The organism is Arthrobacter alpinus (assembly GCF_900105965.1).
Lineage (GTDB): Bacteria > Actinomycetota > Actinomycetes > Actinomycetales > Micrococcaceae > Specibacter > Specibacter alpinus.
The window spans coordinates 3,099,429-3,116,216 of the sequence record NZ_FNTV01000001.1 but is presented as its reverse complement, the minus strand read 5'-3'; the positions used below and the strand labels follow the sequence as shown (position 1 = coordinate 3,116,216).

Below are 16,788 nucleotides of genomic sequence, written 5' to 3'. Positions count from 1 at the left end.
TTGGGCGGAGGAAGCGCATCCAAGGCGCGGGTGCCCGTCAATGCGGTGCGTGGACGAGCCGCAAATGTTGCGACAGGGCTGGCTGGGTGCCAGGCTGCCTTGCGCTGACGTGCCTCATTCGGTCCCTGAAATCGGTGCGTGAGTGGACCCCCGCCACCCCGAGGGAGGTGAGGTTCCTGACAGCAATTGAAGAGCCAAGCACGGGCGGCACCGTGAGCGCCGTCACCAGTCAATGAAACGTATCAAAGTTATTCGGATGGGGTCAAGGGTTGAACTTTAAGGTGACGTTACTGCCCGTTTCTGGAGGTCGGGACAACCTCCGGGTCCAAGTCTCACTACGTACGGCGGCCGGCCGTCATATTTGTGGGCAGTGGCAACAAAAGCTATTGACGGGCTCACAAATGATTGATACGTTTCACTGCGAAAGCGCTTTCCCATCTTTTTATTCTGCCGTTCTCTTGGAAGCCAGGGATCAATGTCGATCAACATCAACCGCCGCCAATTTAGCCAAGCCGTCATGGGGGCTGCAGCCCTAGGCCTGTTTGCTACCGCATGCAGCCCCGGGGACGCACCCTCGGACCCCAACACAGAAGTGACCCTGCGCTTTGCCTGGTGGGGCAATGCGGAACGAGCCGCCGCCACCCAAAAGGCCATTGCCTTATTTGAGGCAGCAAATCCCAAGATCAAGGTCAAGGGGGAACCCGGTGATTTCAACGGATACTTCGACAAGCTGGCCACCAGTGTGGCTGCCAAGGACGCCCCCGACGTTTTTACTCTCGGTGGTGCTTACCCGGCAGAATACGCCAACCGCGGCGCATTGCTGGATTTGGCAACCGTTGACAGTGCCTTGGACCTGTCCCGACTGGACCCCTCTGCAGTGTCTAATGGTCAGGTCAAGGGCGTGCAGTACGGGGTGTCCACCGGGGCCAATGCGCTAGCCATGGTGATCAATCCGAGCGTATTCAAGGCCGCAGGTGTGGACGTTCCCGACGACACAAGCTGGACTTGGGAGGACTTCCGCACCACTTCTGCATCCATCACAACGCAGAGCCCCGCAGGCACCTTTGGTTCCGCCTCGGTGCTGACCCACGATTCATTGGATGCATTCGCCCGGCAGCGTGGAGAGGCACTCTACACCGAGGACGGACAGCTCGGACTTACGGCCCCGACGGTCGAAGATTACTTTGCGTTCTCGTTGAATCTGGCGGCGTCCAAGGCATCGCCAAGTGCTACGGAATTGGTGGAACAGTCGAGCATCAGCGTTGAGCAAAGCCTGATGGGCACCGGCAAGGCTGGCATGATGCTGACGTGGAGCAATTCGTTGCGGGCGCTCAGCTCCGCCGTAGGCGTGGATTTGGAACTCAGGAGACTCCCCGGAGAAACACCAACACCAGGCATTTGGCTGCAGTCCTCACAGTATTACGCCATCTCGGCCCAGAGTGAGAAGGCTGAGGCGGCAGCAAAACTGATCGACTTCATGGTCAACAGTGAATACGCCGCGAGGCTGCTTCTGACAGATCGTGGCGTGCCAAGCAATGGGGCCGTGCGGACCGCCATTTCGAACGATCTTAGTGCCAGCGGCCAATCGGAGGTCGCCTACCTGGACATCGTGGGAAAAACGAAGTTCGCACCCACATTCATTGGACCCACAGGCTCCACCGCAGTGTCTGAAATTACCGCGCGCATCAATACAGACGTCCTGTTCGGTAAGGCCAGCCCTGCCGAAGCGGCAAAACAATGGATGCAGGAAAGTGCCGACGCAATCCTCTAGGGCGGCCGGCCCGGATTCTGTGGTTACCCGCAAAGGAATAGTTCATGATTGATAGGAAAGCCCTCGTTCGGCGCCACAACGTCACATTCAATGCTGTGGATCCGCGCTCACCCCTGACCGTCGGAAACGGAAACTTTGCTTTCACCGCAGACGTCACCGGTCTGCAAACGATCCCGGACGCCTACCCGGCGCCCGGGAGGTATGGGGAACCAACCGGTTCACTGCTGGGAACCCAAGCAACGTGGGGCTGGCATAGCTCACCCGTAGCTGTGGAGCCGCCTCTTGCTGTGTCCGTTCGCAACTATCCAAGCCCCCGAGGCCCGGTACCCTATGTGGATCTGGCGGGGAAAACCAGCACCACATCACGGGACGGCGGATCCCCCGACGAGACGTGGCTGCGCAACAATCCGCACCGGCTCATGCTGGGCGCTGTGGCTCTGGCCCCGGAATCGACCGGGTTGGAGAATATCACTGCCGAGGACATCACAGGCATTGACCAAACCCTGGACCTGTGGCAGGGGCTGCTAACCAGCAACTTCACCGTGGCGGGCGCGGACTTCCAGGTGCAGACCGTGGTGGACCCTGGCGCGGACGTGCTTGCCGTTTCCATCCGGAGCACCGCGGCACGTCCCCCCGCAGTCCGCTTCTCCTTCCCTTATGGCAGTGAGGCCTGGGGAAATGCTGCCGACTGGAACCAGCCGGATCGGCACACTTCCGAAGTCAACCCGGTGCCGGGTGGATGGGAAATCCGGCGGTTTCTGGACGACGGCCGATTCACAGCCAAGATCATGGCCCCTCACGGAACACTCACGAGGCAGGGGCCCCATGAATTCCTTTTAGCCGGAACCGCTGACGAGCTCACCTTTTGTGTTGCGTTCGCCCCGGCTTGCGGGAGCCGGAACGAGGCAGTGGCAACGTATACGAGAATCAGGAAGGCGGCGGCCGGTCATTGGCAAGCTCATTGGCTTAATGGCGGGATGATCGAATTTTCCGGGAGCTCCGATCCGAGGGCCGGCGAACTTGAACGACGCGTTGTCCTGTCTCAGTACCTGATGGCCGTTAACTGCAGCGGATCTGCGCCGCCTCAAGAGACTGGACTTGCCATTAACTCTTGGCGGGGCCGGTTCCATCTGGAAATGCATTGGTGGCACGGCGCGCATTTTCCCCTGTGGAACCGCGCGCATCTGCTGACCGGCAGCCTCGACTGGTATTTCTCCATCCTGGACCGTGCGCGGGAAACAGCCGCTAGCCAGGGTTTCGCAGGTGTGCGCTGGCCCAAGCAGGTAGCCCAAGATGGACGCGAAAGCCCGAGCGATATTGGACCGTTTCTCATCTGGCAGCAGCCCCACCCGATCTACCTGGCCGAACTCGTTTGGCGCGGTACGCAGCAGCACGGGCCGAACAATGCAGCAGGGGCGGCGGTGCTGGAGAAGTATTCGAGCCTCGTCTTCGAAACTGCGGCTTTCATGGCTAGTTTTGGTCTCCGCACGGAAAATGGGGTGGAACTGGCGCCGCCATTGGTGCCTGCTCAGGAATCCTACGGTTACATGCGTGGGCACGTTGAGAATCCCACGTTTGAGCTTGCCTATTGGAGTTGGGCGCTGGAGACCGCGCAGCTGTGGCGCCGCCGGATGGGCCTGGCTGAGGAACCAGGGTGGAGCGAAACGTCCCGCGACATGGTCAAGCCACATTCCGTGGACGGGGTCTACAGTGCGATTTCGGTGCCGCCCTTCACCATCCGAACGGACCATCCCTCGATGCTTGCCGGTTTTGGCGTTGTGCCTCAGACGCCGGTTATTGACCCGGCAATCATGGATGCGACGCTCGAGGATGTGCTGTCGGGATGGGATTGGGAAAGTACTTGGGGCTGGGACTATCCGATGATTGCCATGACGGCCGCGCGCCTGAACCGTCCGAACGACGCTGTGGACGCGCTAATGATGGAACGCGGGAAGAACACCTATCTGGCGAATGGTCATAATTTCCAAACCGACGCCCTCCCGTTCTACCTCCCTGGCAATGGCGGCCTGCTCGCAGCCGTCGCGCTCATGGCCGCCGGCCATGACGGCGGGCCAGCCGTTCCTGGCTTCCCCCGCGACGGCACGTGGACAGTTGTTGCCGAGGACATTCTCCCCCTGCCGTAGTCAAAGTGGGACTCAGGCGGGGCGTTTGTTTAGCCTCCGGTGCTGGCGCGAATTACTAGTTCGGGTTCAAAGACCACCGAACGCGGCTTGGCATCGGGGTTTTCCAGCTGTTCGGCCAGGAGTTCGATGGCGGTTCTGCCTATCAGCGCAGTTGGCTGTCGAATGGATGTCAGGGGAACGACGGCCGAGACGGCAAAGTCGATGTCGTCGTAGCCCACCAGCGCTACGTCCTCCGGGATGCGCAGGCTGTGGAGCATGGTCAGTGATTGGATCACTCCCAAGGCGAGCAGATCGTTGGCGCAAAAAAGCCCGTCGGGCAATAAAGTGCTCTTACGTTCCACGAGCACATCACCCACTTCGCGCCCTGCCAAGACGGTGAGGTCGCTGGCCTGCAAGACTTCCAGGGTTGCTTCGGGAACTTCCGCGACGGCACGCCGTGCGCCAGCGAGGCGGTCGGACACCTGGTGGAACTGCTGCGGGCCGGCCACGAAGGCGATCCTGCGCCGACCGATATCCAAGAGGTGCTTGGTGGCCAGGTAGCCGCCTGAGACGTCGTCCACAGAGACCGAGCTGAATTGACCGGAATCGGAGGTGCTGTCCACGAGGACCACCTTTGTGCCGCGCGCCGTTAGTGTGGCGAGGCGCTCGGCAATGTCGGATACGGGGGAGATAAGCACTCCCTGGACGCGCTGTTCTTCAAATAGATCTATGTAGTGCCGTTCGCGGGTGGCGTCGTGGCCGCTGTTTCCCAGGACGACGGCGTTGCCACTTTCCGCTGCCGCGTCCTCGGCCGCCCTGGAAATGGAGGTGAAGAAGGGGTTGCCAATGTCCAGCACGATGAGGCCGATGGTGCGGCTGTGGCCTGCGCGAAGTTGCCGGGCAACATCGTTGCGGACAAAGCCGAGTTCATTGATGGAATCCAAGACCCGGGTTCGTGTTTTCTCGGAAACCCTGTCCGGGTAGTTCAAGACGTTGGATACGGTGCCCACAGCCACGCTTGCGTGAGTTGCCACGTCTTTGATGCTTGCTGCCCGCATTGGTCCTGCTCCATTTCCGCGCCCTGTGGATAGTGCCCTACCGCAGGACCGTGGTTGACATCACTTTGATTGCAAGTGTACTTTGAATCGTACTAATGAATCGTTTCAAGAAATCGGGAGTGCCATGCGTGTTTGTTTTCGTTCCGCGGTGGATATGCAGCATCTTGCCGCGTACAAGGCGGCTCATGCCGCCGTCTGGCCGGAGATGCTGCGAGCACTCAAACAAGCGGGCTGGAACGATTACACACTTCACCTCGGTGCGGACGGACTCTTGATTGGGTTCGTTGAATGCGACGACCTGGACGCCGCCCGCGCACGTATGGCCCTAACTGAGGTCAACGCCAAGTGGCAAGCCGAAATGGCTCGTCTCTTTCCGGCGTCGGACAGCAATCCGGATGAGGGATTCATGGTGATGGAAGAAGTTTTCAATCTTGACGAGCAGCTGGCAGCGGCCGGCAACGAAGCAGAAGGAATGAACAAATGACGGACATGGCAATGGCGCTCAATGGCCTCGACAAGTTGGCCATTGAGGTCCCTTCGTGGGCTTACGGCAACTCCGGTACCCGCTTCAAAGTTTTTGGCACCCCGGGAACCCCGCGAACCATCGAGGAAAAGATCGCCGACGCCGCGCAGGTGCACAAGCTCACTGGCTTGGCTCCCGCCGTCGCGCTTCACATCCCATGGGACAAGGTGGACGACTATGCAGCGCTGAACGCCTATGCGGCTGACCTCGGCGTAGCCCTGGGAACCGTCAATTCCAATACTTTCCAGGATGATGTTTACAAATTCGGCTCGCTGACCCACCTCGATGCGAAGGTTCGCCGTCAGGCCATTGACCACCACTTCGAGTGCATTGACGTCATGGACGCCACCGGCTCACGCGATCTAAAGATCTGGCTTGCCGACGGCACCAATTACCCGGGCCAAGGAGACATGCGCGGACGCCAGGACCGCTTGGCGCAGTCGCTGCAGGAGATTTACGCCCGCCTGGGCAAGGACCAACGCCTGGTCCTTGAATACAAGTTCTTCGAGCCGGCTTTCTACCACACCGATGTTCCTGACTGGGGCACTTCCTACGCTCACACGCTGGCCCTGGGCGATAAAGCCCTGGTCTGCCTAGATACCGGCCACCACGCTCCCGGAACCAACATCGAATTCATCGTGGCGCAGCTCCTGCGTCTGGGCAAGCTTGGCTCCTTCGACTTCAACTCGCGTTTCTACGCCGATGACGACCTCATTGTGGGTGCGGCCGATCCCTACCAGCTGTTCCGGATCATGTACGAAGTTATCCGTGGCGACGGACTGGGACCCGATTCCGGCGTTGCGCTCATGCTTGACCAGTGCCACAACCTGGAAGAGAAGATTCCCGGCCAGATCCGCTCCGTGTTGAACGTGCAGGAAATGACGGCGCGAGCCCTTCTCGTGGATCGGGTGGCACTCGCCGAAGCGCAGAACGAAGGCGATGTGCTTGGTGCCAACGCGATCTTCTCCGACGCTTTCTACACCGACGTCCGTCCGGCGTTGGCGCAGTGGCGCGAATCCCGCGGCCTGCCTGGCGATCCGCTGGCCGCCTTTGCCGCCAGCGGTTACCAGAAGAAAATCAATGACGAACGCGTGGGCGGAACCCAGGCCGGATGGGGAGCATAAGAAATGACTAACGCAACAAGTACGACGCCGGCTCCGGCCGCCGCGGCTCAGGGCACCGACACCGTGGCCGCCTTGATCTCACGCTCCAACCGTCTGGGCGCCGACAAGCGCAATACAAACTACGCCGGTGGCAACACCTCCGCCAAGGGCGCCGCGACGGACCCTGTGACGGGCAAACCCGTGGAGCTGCTGTGGGTCAAGGGCTCCGGCGGGGACCTGGGCACGCTGAAGGACTCCGGCCTGGCCGTTCTGCGCCTGGACCGTATGCGCGCCATGGTCAACACCTACCCGGGTGTTGAGCGTGAAGATGAAATGGTCGCCGCGTTTGATTACTGCCTGTTTGGCAAGGGTGGTGCGGCTCCCTCGATCGACACGGCCATGCACGGCCTGGTCGATGCGGCGCACGTGGACCACCTGCACCCGGATTCCGGTATTGCTATTGCAACCGCGGCCGACGGCGAAGCGCTGACCGCCACAATCTTTGGTGACAAAGTTGCGTGGGTTCCGTGGCGCCGCCCCGGTTTCCAGCTGGGTCTGGATATTGCGGCCGTCAAGGAGAGCAATCCCGAGGCCATCGGCACCATCTTGGGCGGTCACGGCATCACTGCTTGGGGAGATACAAGTGAGGAAGCCGAAGCCAACTCCCTGTGGATCATTGAGGCGGCCGAGGCGTATATCAACGCCCATGGCCGCCCGAACGCCTTCGGAGCGGAGCTGCCCGGCTACGCTGCCTTGTCCGACGCCGAGCGAAAGGCCAAGGCAGCCGCCCTGGCTCCGACCATCCGCGGCCTGGCCTCCACGGACAAGTCCGCAGTGGGTCACTTCAGTGACGATTCCGCCGTGCTTGAATTTTTGGCGTCGGCCGAGCACCCGCGCCTGGGCGCGTTGGGAACCAGCTGCCCGGACCATTTCCTGCGCACCAAGGTCAAACCGTTGATCCTTGACCTTCCTGCGGATGCTTCGATAGAAGACTCGATCGCACGGCTGAAGGAACTTCACGCCGAATACCGCACGGACTATGCGGCCTACTACGACCGCCACGCCGTTGCGGATTCTCCCGCGATGCGTGGCGCGGATCCGGCCATTGTCTTGATCCCCGGCGTCGGCATGTTCTCCTACGGAGCCAACAAGCAGACGGCACGCGTGGCGGGCGAGTTCTACCTCAATGCCATCAACGTCATGCGGGGAGCCGAATCTCTCTCCACCTATGCGCCCATTGACGAGGCGGAGAAGTTCCGGATTGAATACTGGGCTTTGGAGGAGGCCAAGCTGGCGCGCCTGCCCAAGCCGAAATCGCATGCCACCCGCATCGCACTGGTTACGGGCGCGGCGTCGGGCATTGGAAAAGCCATTGCCACCCGTCTTGCCGCGGAAGGTGCCTGCATCGTCATTGCGGACCTGAACCTTGAAGCCGCCCAGGCTGTTGCGCTGGAGTTGGGCGGCCCGGATGTGGCCATCGGCATCAAGGCCGATGTCACGGATGAAGCCGCCGTTCAAAGCGCAGTGGATGCTGCCGTGCTGGCCTTTGGCGGGCTGGATCTGGTGGTCAACAACGCCGGGCTGTCCATCTCCAAGCCGTTGCTGGAAACGAGTGAAAAGGACTGGGACCTGCAGCACAACGTCATGGCCAAGGGCTCCTTCCTGGTCTCCAAGGCGGCCGCGAAGGTGCTGATCGAGCAGGACATGGGCGGGGACATCATCTACATTTCCTCCAAAAACTCCGTGTTTGCCGGTCCCAACAACATCGCCTACTCGGCCACCAAGGCCGACCAGGCCCACCAGGTGCGCCTGCTCGCTGCCGAACTGGGCGAATACGGCGTCCGTGTCAACGGCATCAACCCCGACGGCGTTGTCCGCGGCTCGGGCATCTTTGCCGGCGGCTGGGGCGCCAAGCGCGCAGCCGTCTATGGTGTGGACGAGGAAAACCTGGGTGAATACTACGCACAGCGAACCCTGCTCAAGCGCGAGGTGCTGCCCGAGAACGTGGCCAACGCCGCCGCCGTGCTGACCTCTGCCGAACTGTCCCACACCACGGGCCTGCACATCCCCGTGGACGCCGGCGTAGCCGCAGCCTTTCTGCGATGACAGCCTTGTTTGCCGCCGTCGACATCGGTGCGTCTTCGGGCCGCGTCATTGTCGGCAGCCTCGCCGAGGGCATCGCAGATCTGCAGGTGGTGCACCGTTTTCCCAATGGCGTCGCGGCCGTTGACGGTTCTCTTCACTGGGACTTCGAAGCACTTTTCGCGGAGGTTCTCGCGGGGCTCAAGGCAGCCGCGGAGCATGCGAAGTTGGAGGGCTCGAGGATTGAAAGCATTGGCATCGACACCTGGGCTGTTGACTACGGCCTTGTTGCTGCCGACGGCGCCCTCGCCGGACCGGTGTTTAGCTACCGGGACGGCAGGGGTTCCACCGCCGTGGCTGGCGTTCACGAACTCATCGCCGCCGCCAGGCTGTATGAGACCACCGGGCTCCAACACCTGCCGTTCAACACCATCTTCCAGCTAGCCACCGAACAGGATCTGGCCGGCAAACAAGCGTTGTTGATCCCGGACCTGCTGGCCCACCTGCTGACAGGCCAGCGTCGAACCGAGTCAACGAACGCCTCCACCACAGGACTTTACGATGCCGTGGCACAGGAGTGGGCCACCGAATTCATGGCGGCGCTCGGCTTGTCCGTGGACTTGTTTCCGCCATTGATCGAGCCCGGCGAAACCATCGGCGTTTTGCTTCCGGACATTGCGGCCCGGACCGGTTTGCCCCGGACCACCCCGGTGGTTGCCGTGGGCAGCCACGACACCGCCTCTGCCGTGGCTGCCGTTCCTGCAGCCACCACGAATTTCGCGTACATCTCCTCCGGTACGTGGTCGCTGGTGGGTGTGGAGCTTGACTCACCGGTCCTGTCCGAGGCAAGCCGACTGGCGAATTTCACGAACGAACGCGGCGTGGACGGCACCATCCGGTACCTGCGCAACGTCGGCGGGCTGTGGCTCCTCAGCGAATCGATGCGCACCTGGGGACAAGACGCCTCCGACGCCGAGGCGCCGGGTTCACAGGCACCGGCGCTGTCCTTGCCCGAGATCTTGGCGGCAGCCGCCGCCGAGCCTGCGGGAGGCCCACTGATCGACGTGGATTCCGACGAGTTCATCGCCCCGGGAAACATGCCCGCCCGCATCCATGCAGCGGTGCAGGCGGCGGGAGGTGAGCTGGGAACCCAGCCAGCCGCCGTCGTGCGTTGTATTCTCGATAGCCTCGCCGCAGCCTACGCCAAAACGCTTGCTACGGCTGCGGAGCTCTCCGGCAAGCGCGTGGACGTGATCCACATTGTTGGCGGCGGATCGCAAAACGAGCTGCTGTGCCAGCTGACGGCCGATTCCACGGGGTTGCCCGTGGTGGCCGGTCCGGTGGAAGCCACTGCGCTGGGAAATGTCCTCATCCAGGCACGGGCGGCAGGGGTGGCGGCGGGGACTTTGGAGAACTTGCGTGCCATTGTTGCGGCCAGCGGTTCCAACATCACGTACGGACCTCGGGACAGGGCGATTATCTAGCGGGGCAGCGGTCCGCGCCGCACGGCAGATTGGCAGAGGGGCACGATTGCGCACGGATCGTTGCCTCACGGTCAACAAACCGCAGCTCGAAGGGCACTTTTAGTGCACCTGCCCAGATTCCTGCACGTCATTTTGGGACTATGGACAACGGGCAGAGGCAAGGCCCGTTTTAGGCTGGGGCGTCCCCCGTGATCCAACTCACGGAATCCCGCGGCCTTGCTGCCGCACAGGGGAACCCCAAGAGGAAGTTTTACCAATGCAGTCAGAGCAGCAATTGTCGAAGACCCTCAAACCCCGCCACCTGTCCATGATTGCCATTGCCGGAGTAATCGGCGCCGGACTCTTTGTAGGATCCGGCGCTGCTATCCAGCAGGCCGGTCCCGGCATTTTGGTTGCGTATGCGGCGGCCGGCCTTGTGGTGATCTTGGTGATGCGGATGCTGGGCGAAATGGCAGCCGCGCATCCTGAAACCGGGTCCTTCTCCACCTACGCGGACAAGGCTCTTGGGCGGTGGGCCGGATTCAGCATCGGATGGCTGTACGCCTGGTTCTGGATCATTGTCCTCGGTGTTGAAGCCACGGCCGGAGCGGCCATCATGCACCGTTGGGTGCCAGGCGTCGACCAGTGGCAATGGGCATTGATCCTGATGGTGCTCCTCACATTGACTAATGTGGCCTCCGTAAAGTCTTACGGTGAATTTGAATTTTGGTTCGCCTCCGTCAAGGTCGCCGCGATCATCGTTTTCCTCCTACTGGGCATTGTTGCGATCCTCGGATTCTTGCCGGGCGTGGACGCTCCCGGCCTTTCAAATCTCACAGGCAACGGCGGATTCTTCCCGAGCGGTCCGGGAGCCGTGCTGGCAGGTGTCCTGGTAGTGGTGTTCTCCTTCTTTGGTGCTGAGATTGCCACGATCGCGGCCGGTGAGTCCGAGAACCCCGTAGACGCTGTGAAGAAGGCCGTGAAATCCACAGTGTGGCGCATCCTTGTGTTCTACATTGGCTCCGTCGCCATTGTTGTGACCCTGCTGCCGTGGAATGATGCCTCGGTGGCCAAGAGCCCCTACGTCGCCGTGATTGAGCTGTTCGGAATCCCCGGCGCCGGCACCATCATGGACGTTGTGGTCCTGACCTCCGTGCTCTCCTGCCTGAATTCTGGCCTGTACACGGCCAGCCGCATGCTGTTTTCCCTGTCCACACGCGGCGATGCCCCCAAGTCTTGGCGCAAGATCTCCAAGCGCGGCGTCCCGGTGAGTGCCGTCCTGGCCTCCACCGTGGTGGGTTTCGTGACCGTGGGCCTGAACTACCTGTCACCGGACAAGGTATTCCTGTTCATGGTCAACACCTCCGGCGCCATCGCGTTGTTCGTCTGGCTGGTGATTGCGCTTTCCCAACTGATCTTGCGACGCCGGATGGGCGCCGAGGCGAAGGATCTCGCCTTGAAGATGTGGCTCTTCCCGTACCTGACCTGGCTTTCCATCGTGGCTATCACGGCCTTGCTCATCGGCATGGTGATTGTTCCCCAAACCCGGGAGGCATTGCTGTTGTCGGTGGGGCTGGCGGCCGTGGTCGTGGCCATCGGTGTGTTCCGCTACCGCAACAAGGGTGCCAACCCGGCTGCCTCCGACGAGCTGGGGGATGAACTCCTCGAGGACGTTGAAGTCCGCCCCTGATGACAACTGGCCCTCCCCGCCGGCACTGTCGGCAAGGGAAACCTGCCTGCGGGTTGCCTTGTCGGTGAGCCTGCTAGGGGAGAGTCAGGTGGATGGAGCCTTGATGCAGGATGCGTACATCTGAGATTTCAAGGGTTGCCTGCCCGGGCCTGATGGATTCCTCGACGTAGATTGGTGCGGCAGGGTTGAAGGGGAACGCCTGAATGGTCAACCCGTGGCGCAGCAGTTCGTCCCGGTGTTCCGTGAGGTCGATGTCCCAGGCCAGGCCGTTCCAGTAGTTGTCGGAGAGCAGCTGTCCATCCAGCAAGGCCCTTGCCGCGTCTCCCGTCCACCTGATTCGCAGCAGGTTTTGCACGCTTGCCGGCAGTTGTTCTGCCGTGAAGTCAAGATGAAAGTGGGCCGCGTGGGCGTAGTCCATCTCCAACGGTGCCCCAGCCCGGTTCTGGGTTCCTCCGATGCGCAGGGGAGCCGGGCCGGAAGCGCCTTGTAGCGTCTGCACCGACATGGATGTTGAGAGCATGCCGGCCTCAACTTCCACCGAAAACATGCTGAACGGCCCGCTGTCCTCCAATTTATTGACGGTGGCTCCCAACCGATCAGGCAATGCGATCACGTGCTCCACGGGAGGATAGACGCCGATCTCCTGCCGGGGCGCCGTGACGTCCAGCTGCAGGGTCCCGCCGGTCACCAGCAGTGAATCAGCCAAGATGATTCTTTCCGCTCCAGCGAACTCTCCTTTCCACAGGCGCATGGCAGTGGGCCCGTCGACGAGCAAGATGGACACGCTATCGCTGACGGACAGCTCGAGAGGCCCGGCACCCGGCGGAACTGCCAGCTGCAGCCTTTGGCGGAATCCGCCGTCGTTCGCGGAAATGGCAATATCAAACTCAGGCTCCACGCCCTCGGTCCGGGAAAACACAAAGCACGTTGTGCCCCCAACAGGCAGGGTCGTCAACAGTTCCGTGGTGGTGTGCAACAGAGTTGCTTCCTCGCCCATCGGAAAATTGAACGGCCACACGAAATGCGCGCCTCCGGCAATGGTGGCCGGTTGCCGCGGGACAGTGAGCTGCCCGCCGTCGGCCAGCGTGAGGTCGAATTGAACACCACTCTTTGCCCCCAGCGCATCGCTGGAGGGCTGGTGGTTGTTGACGAAGATGAATCCGGCCTGGCCGTCGCTGCGCACGGACCAGCGGAGCGTTTCAGAGTCGTCAAGGCTTGATGGGACCGCGGCCGGAAGCGTCATGGGCATCCGTGCCAACGCCGGACCTGCTTCGGCCAGGAAAAAATGCTGCATCCTCAGCCGATGGTAGGACTCCCTGAGCTGGCCGTGCTCACCCAGCGGTGCCTGAAAGTCATAGCTCATGACGGGCAGGTCGTTGGGGTAGCCGGTGGCTTGGGACTCCTGCAACGAGGAAAGCTCGCCCAGGCCTTGGGAGGCGCCGTGGAACATGTAGTAGCCCTGCCATGTGGAGCCGCTGCCGATCTTGGCCAGGGCCAGTGCGGAAACATCTGCTGCAGGAATGATCGGCCTGCGGTGATAGGCCGACGGCATGCCACCGCCCAGTTCGCAGGTCGCAAAGGGCGCCGGGACTCCGGATGTTCCCGCCCCGACCGCAGTTGTGGGGCGCAGGTCCGCCCCTATGGAGTGGTCGTCGCGGATGTGGCTGAAGAAATAGTGCTTTCGGTTGCCGCGTGCCCATCCGGGGTGGGCGTCTTCCCAGAATGCCTCGGGGTAGCCGCCGTAGAGCGGCAGCACCTCACCGGCTGGCAGTTGTGCGCCGCCCCAAGCGGTCGCGGTCCATAGGGGTGCGTCCATGCCAAGGTCCTGGGCCATTTCCTTCAGCGAAAGGATGTGCCCGGATCGGTCATACAGCTCATTCTCCACCTGCAGGGCCACAATGGGGCCGCCGGTGCCGTGGAACAGGCCGCTGAGCTGGCGCGAAATCTGGGCAAAGAAGGGCCGCACCTGCTCCAGATAGCGGGGATCGTTGCTGCGGTGGTTGAGGGGCAGCGCCTGGAGCCAGTCCGGGAAGCCTCCATTGCGCGCCTCTCCATGGGCCCACGGTCCAATGCGCACGACGGCGTCCAGGCCAAGTTCGGCGCAGAGCTCAACAAACGCTCGGAGATTGCGGTTTCCGGACCAGCGGAAGATGCCTTGGCGTTCCTCGTGATGATGCCAGAAGACGTAGGTTGAAACGACTGTGATGCCGCCCTGCTTCATGCGTTCAAGCCCGGTCCGCCACTGGCGGGGCTTCTGGCGACTGTAGTGGTATTCACCCATGACTGGGAACCATGCGGCACCGTCCCGGCTAAGGTGCTGGCTGTTGGCGGTGATTCCGGCGGCGCCCATGCGGAGCTGCCCGTTCGTTGGCGGTTCTGGCAGGTGGACGGTGACGTGGGGCATGGGTTCCTTTGTATCGATTCATTTATGGGCTGCCTCACATTATGCCTCAGGGGATCACCACTCACGCCGGGGCCTGCCGATTGAGGGAATGTCCAAACGAGATTATGTTGGGGATAGCGCCGGTGTGAAAAGTGGCCGGCCAATGCTCAAGGAGTGTGAATCGTGGTCAGTGCAAAGGCGCCTGAACATGTGGTTGTGGTTGGTGCGGGAATTATTGGTTTGTCCACGGCCTGGTATTTGCAGGAGCACGGTATCCAGGTCACGGTGGTTGATCGTGGCGAGGTGGCGTCAGGATCTTCCTGGGGCAACGCCGGCTGGCTCACCCCGGCGCTGACGCTGCCCTTGAGCGAGCCGGCTGTTCTGCACTACGGACTCAAGGCCATGATTGACCCCGCATCGCCGCTGTATATTCCGCTGTCCACCGATCCATCACTGCTGAAGTTTCTGTTGGGATTTACGCGTAATTGCACGCCAGCCAAATGGCGTAGGGCGATGGGCATTTTTGCCGAGATCGGCCGGACCGGGATCGACGCTTTCGACGAACTTGCTGCGGGCACCCCGACCGTTGCCGAGGCCACTCACCTGGCCGATCCCTTCCTGGCCGGGTTTTCCACCTTGCAGGCCCGCGAGGCCCTGATTCGGGAATTCCACGTTATCCGCGAAACGGGCGGCCAGGTGGACTTCAACATCATCACGGGGGATCAGATCCGGGATCTTGAGCCCACTCTTGGCGCAGGCGTTGTTGCCGGAATTGAAATCCGCAACCAACGTTTCATCAACCCGCCTGCCTTCATGCACTCACTCGCAGACACAGTGGTTGCCAGGGGGGCAACCCTGGTCACGGCCTTCACTGTTTTTGACGTCCGGGACACGGGGGAGGGCGTGGATGTGATTGGTTCGGAAGGGCGCTTGATCAAGGCCGACGCCGTAGTCCTTGCCACGGGCGCGTGGTTGGGGACGCTGGCGCGCAAGTTCGGCGTCAAACGCGTGGTTCAGGCCGGGCGCGGCTACAGTTTCACGGTGGTTCCCGAGGCCATGCCCACCCGCCCCATCTATTTTCCGGCCCAGCGTGTGGCCTGCACTCCCCTGGGGGACAGGCTGCGGGTGGCCGGCATGATGGAGTTCCGCAGTGCCGATGCGGCCCTGGACCCGCGCCGCATCAAGGCCATTGTGGATGCTGCCTCGCCCATGTTTACGGGCATCAATTGGGAAGACCGTGCCGAGGAGTGGGTGGGGTCGCGTCCCTGCACCACCGATGGTTTCCCGTTGGTGGGGGCCACCGCGTCCCCGCGTGTCCATGTGGCGGGAGGTCACGGCATGTGGGGGATTGCGCTGGGTCCGCTGACCGGCAAGATGGTCGCGGCGGGGCTGGCCGGCACTTCCGGGCCGGCCATCGCGCGCCACTTCAACCCTCTGCGCTAAATCGGCTGCGCGGCGTTCAAAGCTGCACTGTCGTCTTGGCGGTGGCCGGTACGCCAGTGCTGCCGCGCACCACCACATGGGGTTCAAACACCTGGACCGGTTCTGTGATGGCATTCCCAAAGAGCAGGTCCCGCATCTGTGCCCATGCGTGTTCGCCCACTTCCATGATGGGAACCGCCGCGGTGGTCAGCGGAGGAGTGGTGTAGCGAGCGAACGGAATGTCATCAAAACCCGTGACGGAGATGTCCGCGGGAACCTTGATGCCGCGCTCGTTGAGACTGCTCAACAACCCCATGGCCGTGAGGTCGTTGAAGGCGAGGACCCCTGTGGCCCCACTGGCAATCACGTCGTCGGCAGACTCGTAGCCATCCTCAAACGTTGACCCGTTGTTCAGGTACGTGATGTCCACGTGTGGATGGGTCAGCTTGAATTTTTCAAGGCCCGCCACGCGAAGTGCGTTTGAAGCACTGTTGGCAGGGCCGGCAACGTAGGCGATCTTGGTGTGCCCGAGATCTGCCAAATGCGCGGCCAGGTCTTGGATTCCCTGGCCGTAATCGATCATGACGCTGGGGCTCTCGGAGGCGTCAGTTCTGCGGTTGACCAGAACCATGGGCTGGAGACTCGGTGCGAGTTCCTCCAGCTCCGCCGCGCTCATGCGAGGGGCACACAACACCACGCCGTCGCAACGCCGTCGGGCCTCGCCTGCCAGGATGGCTTCCTCGCTGGAGACCTCGGAGGAATCGGCGATGAGGACTCGGTAGCCGTCTTGGGCCGCGGCACGGCTGACCCCGCGCAGGACCGTTTGAAACGTTGGGTTGCCCAAGTCGGGAACAACCACACCAATGGTTTCGGTCTTTCCGCGGGCCAGGTTTCGCCCCATGGGGTTGGGCTGGTACTTCAATTCCGTGGCGGCTTCACGAACTCTGGCGGCAATCTGGGGATCCACACTGAAATTGCCGTTCATGACCCGGGAGACGGTCGCCAGCGAAACCCCTGCCTTGGCGGCGACATCGGAAATGCCTATGCGGGTGGGGCCTGCGCGTTTGGCCATGGTGGTTCCTTACGGCTCGGAGGTGGCGGCATCAACTGCATCGGCTTGATGCCTGGCCTTGACGGGATGCCCGGACTCTTGATAGAAAGCATATAACG

Annotated in this window: 11 protein-coding genes; 8 read left to right on the top strand and 3 right to left on the bottom strand. The window is 61.9% G+C overall.

What is annotated here, in order from left to right:
* Window positions 1–475 precede the first annotated feature (475 nt).
* Window positions 476–1,771, top strand: a complete 1,296-nt coding sequence (locus BLV41_RS14265) for an ABC transporter substrate-binding protein (RefSeq protein ID WP_074712228.1) — start codon at window positions 476–478, stop codon at window positions 1,769–1,771.
* 44 nt (window positions 1,772–1,815) lie between these two features.
* Window positions 1,816–3,915, top strand: coding sequence for a hypothetical protein (locus BLV41_RS14260; RefSeq protein WP_074712227.1), 2,100 nt, complete (start codon window positions 1,816–1,818; stop codon window positions 3,913–3,915).
* 29 nt (window positions 3,916–3,944) lie between these two features.
* On the opposite strand, the gene BLV41_RS14255 is transcribed toward BLV41_RS14260, so the two are convergent.
* Window positions 3,945–4,952 carry a LacI family DNA-binding transcriptional regulator gene (locus tag BLV41_RS14255; protein ID WP_074712226.1) on the bottom strand — a complete coding sequence of 336 codons (1,008 nt, stop codon included), beginning with the start codon at window positions 4,950–4,952 and terminating at the stop codon, window positions 3,945–3,947.
* A gap of 124 nt (window positions 4,953–5,076) precedes the next feature.
* Between BLV41_RS14255 and BLV41_RS14250 the strand changes: the two genes are divergently transcribed.
* The 5 genes from BLV41_RS14250 (at window position 5,077) to BLV41_RS14230 (ending at window position 11,813) form a co-directional block, all read left to right on the top strand.
* Window positions 5,077–5,436: an L-rhamnose mutarotase gene (locus tag BLV41_RS14250; protein WP_058945669.1), complete on the top strand. Its 360-nt coding sequence runs from the start codon at window positions 5,077–5,079 to the stop codon at window positions 5,434–5,436.
* Complete coding sequence (rhaI, locus tag BLV41_RS14245; protein ID WP_074712225.1) at window positions 5,433–6,599, top strand: L-rhamnose isomerase; 1,167 nt, start codon at window positions 5,433–5,435, stop codon at window positions 6,597–6,599. The genes BLV41_RS14250 and rhaI overlap by 4 nt, the downstream gene beginning before the upstream one ends.
* Before the next feature lie 3 nt (window positions 6,600–6,602).
* A complete protein-coding gene (locus tag BLV41_RS14240; protein ID WP_074712224.1) occupies window positions 6,603–8,684 on the top strand; it encodes a bifunctional rhamnulose-1-phosphate aldolase/short-chain dehydrogenase in 2,082 nt (693 codons plus the stop codon).
* Window positions 8,681–10,144: a rhamnulokinase gene (locus tag BLV41_RS14235; protein WP_074712223.1), complete on the top strand. Its 1,464-nt coding sequence runs from the start codon at window positions 8,681–8,683 to the stop codon at window positions 10,142–10,144. Before BLV41_RS14240 ends, BLV41_RS14235 begins: the two co-directional genes overlap by 4 nt.
* Window positions 10,145–10,400: 256 nt before the next feature.
* Window positions 10,401–11,813, top strand: coding sequence for an amino acid permease (locus BLV41_RS14230; protein WP_074712222.1), 1,413 nt, complete (start codon window positions 10,401–10,403; stop codon window positions 11,811–11,813).
* Window positions 11,814–11,886: 73 nt separating this feature from the next.
* Here BLV41_RS14230 and BLV41_RS14225 read toward each other — a convergent pair whose 3' ends face one another.
* Window positions 11,887–14,217 (bottom strand): beta-galactosidase, encoded by a 2,331-nt coding sequence (locus BLV41_RS14225; protein WP_074712221.1) that lies wholly within the window; start codon window positions 14,215–14,217, stop codon window positions 11,887–11,889.
* A gap of 162 nt (window positions 14,218–14,379) precedes the next feature.
* On the opposite strand from BLV41_RS14225, the gene BLV41_RS14220 reads away from it, so the two are divergent.
* Window positions 14,380–15,639 (top strand): NAD(P)/FAD-dependent oxidoreductase, encoded by a 1,260-nt coding sequence (locus BLV41_RS14220; protein WP_074712220.1) that lies wholly within the window; start codon window positions 14,380–14,382, stop codon window positions 15,637–15,639.
* A 16-nt stretch (window positions 15,640–15,655) separates the two neighbouring features.
* On the opposite strand, the gene BLV41_RS14215 is transcribed toward BLV41_RS14220, so the two are convergent.
* A complete protein-coding gene (locus tag BLV41_RS14215; protein ID WP_074712219.1) occupies window positions 15,656–16,690 on the bottom strand; it encodes a LacI family DNA-binding transcriptional regulator in 1,035 nt (344 codons plus the stop codon).
* Window positions 16,691–16,788 lie beyond the last annotated feature (98 nt).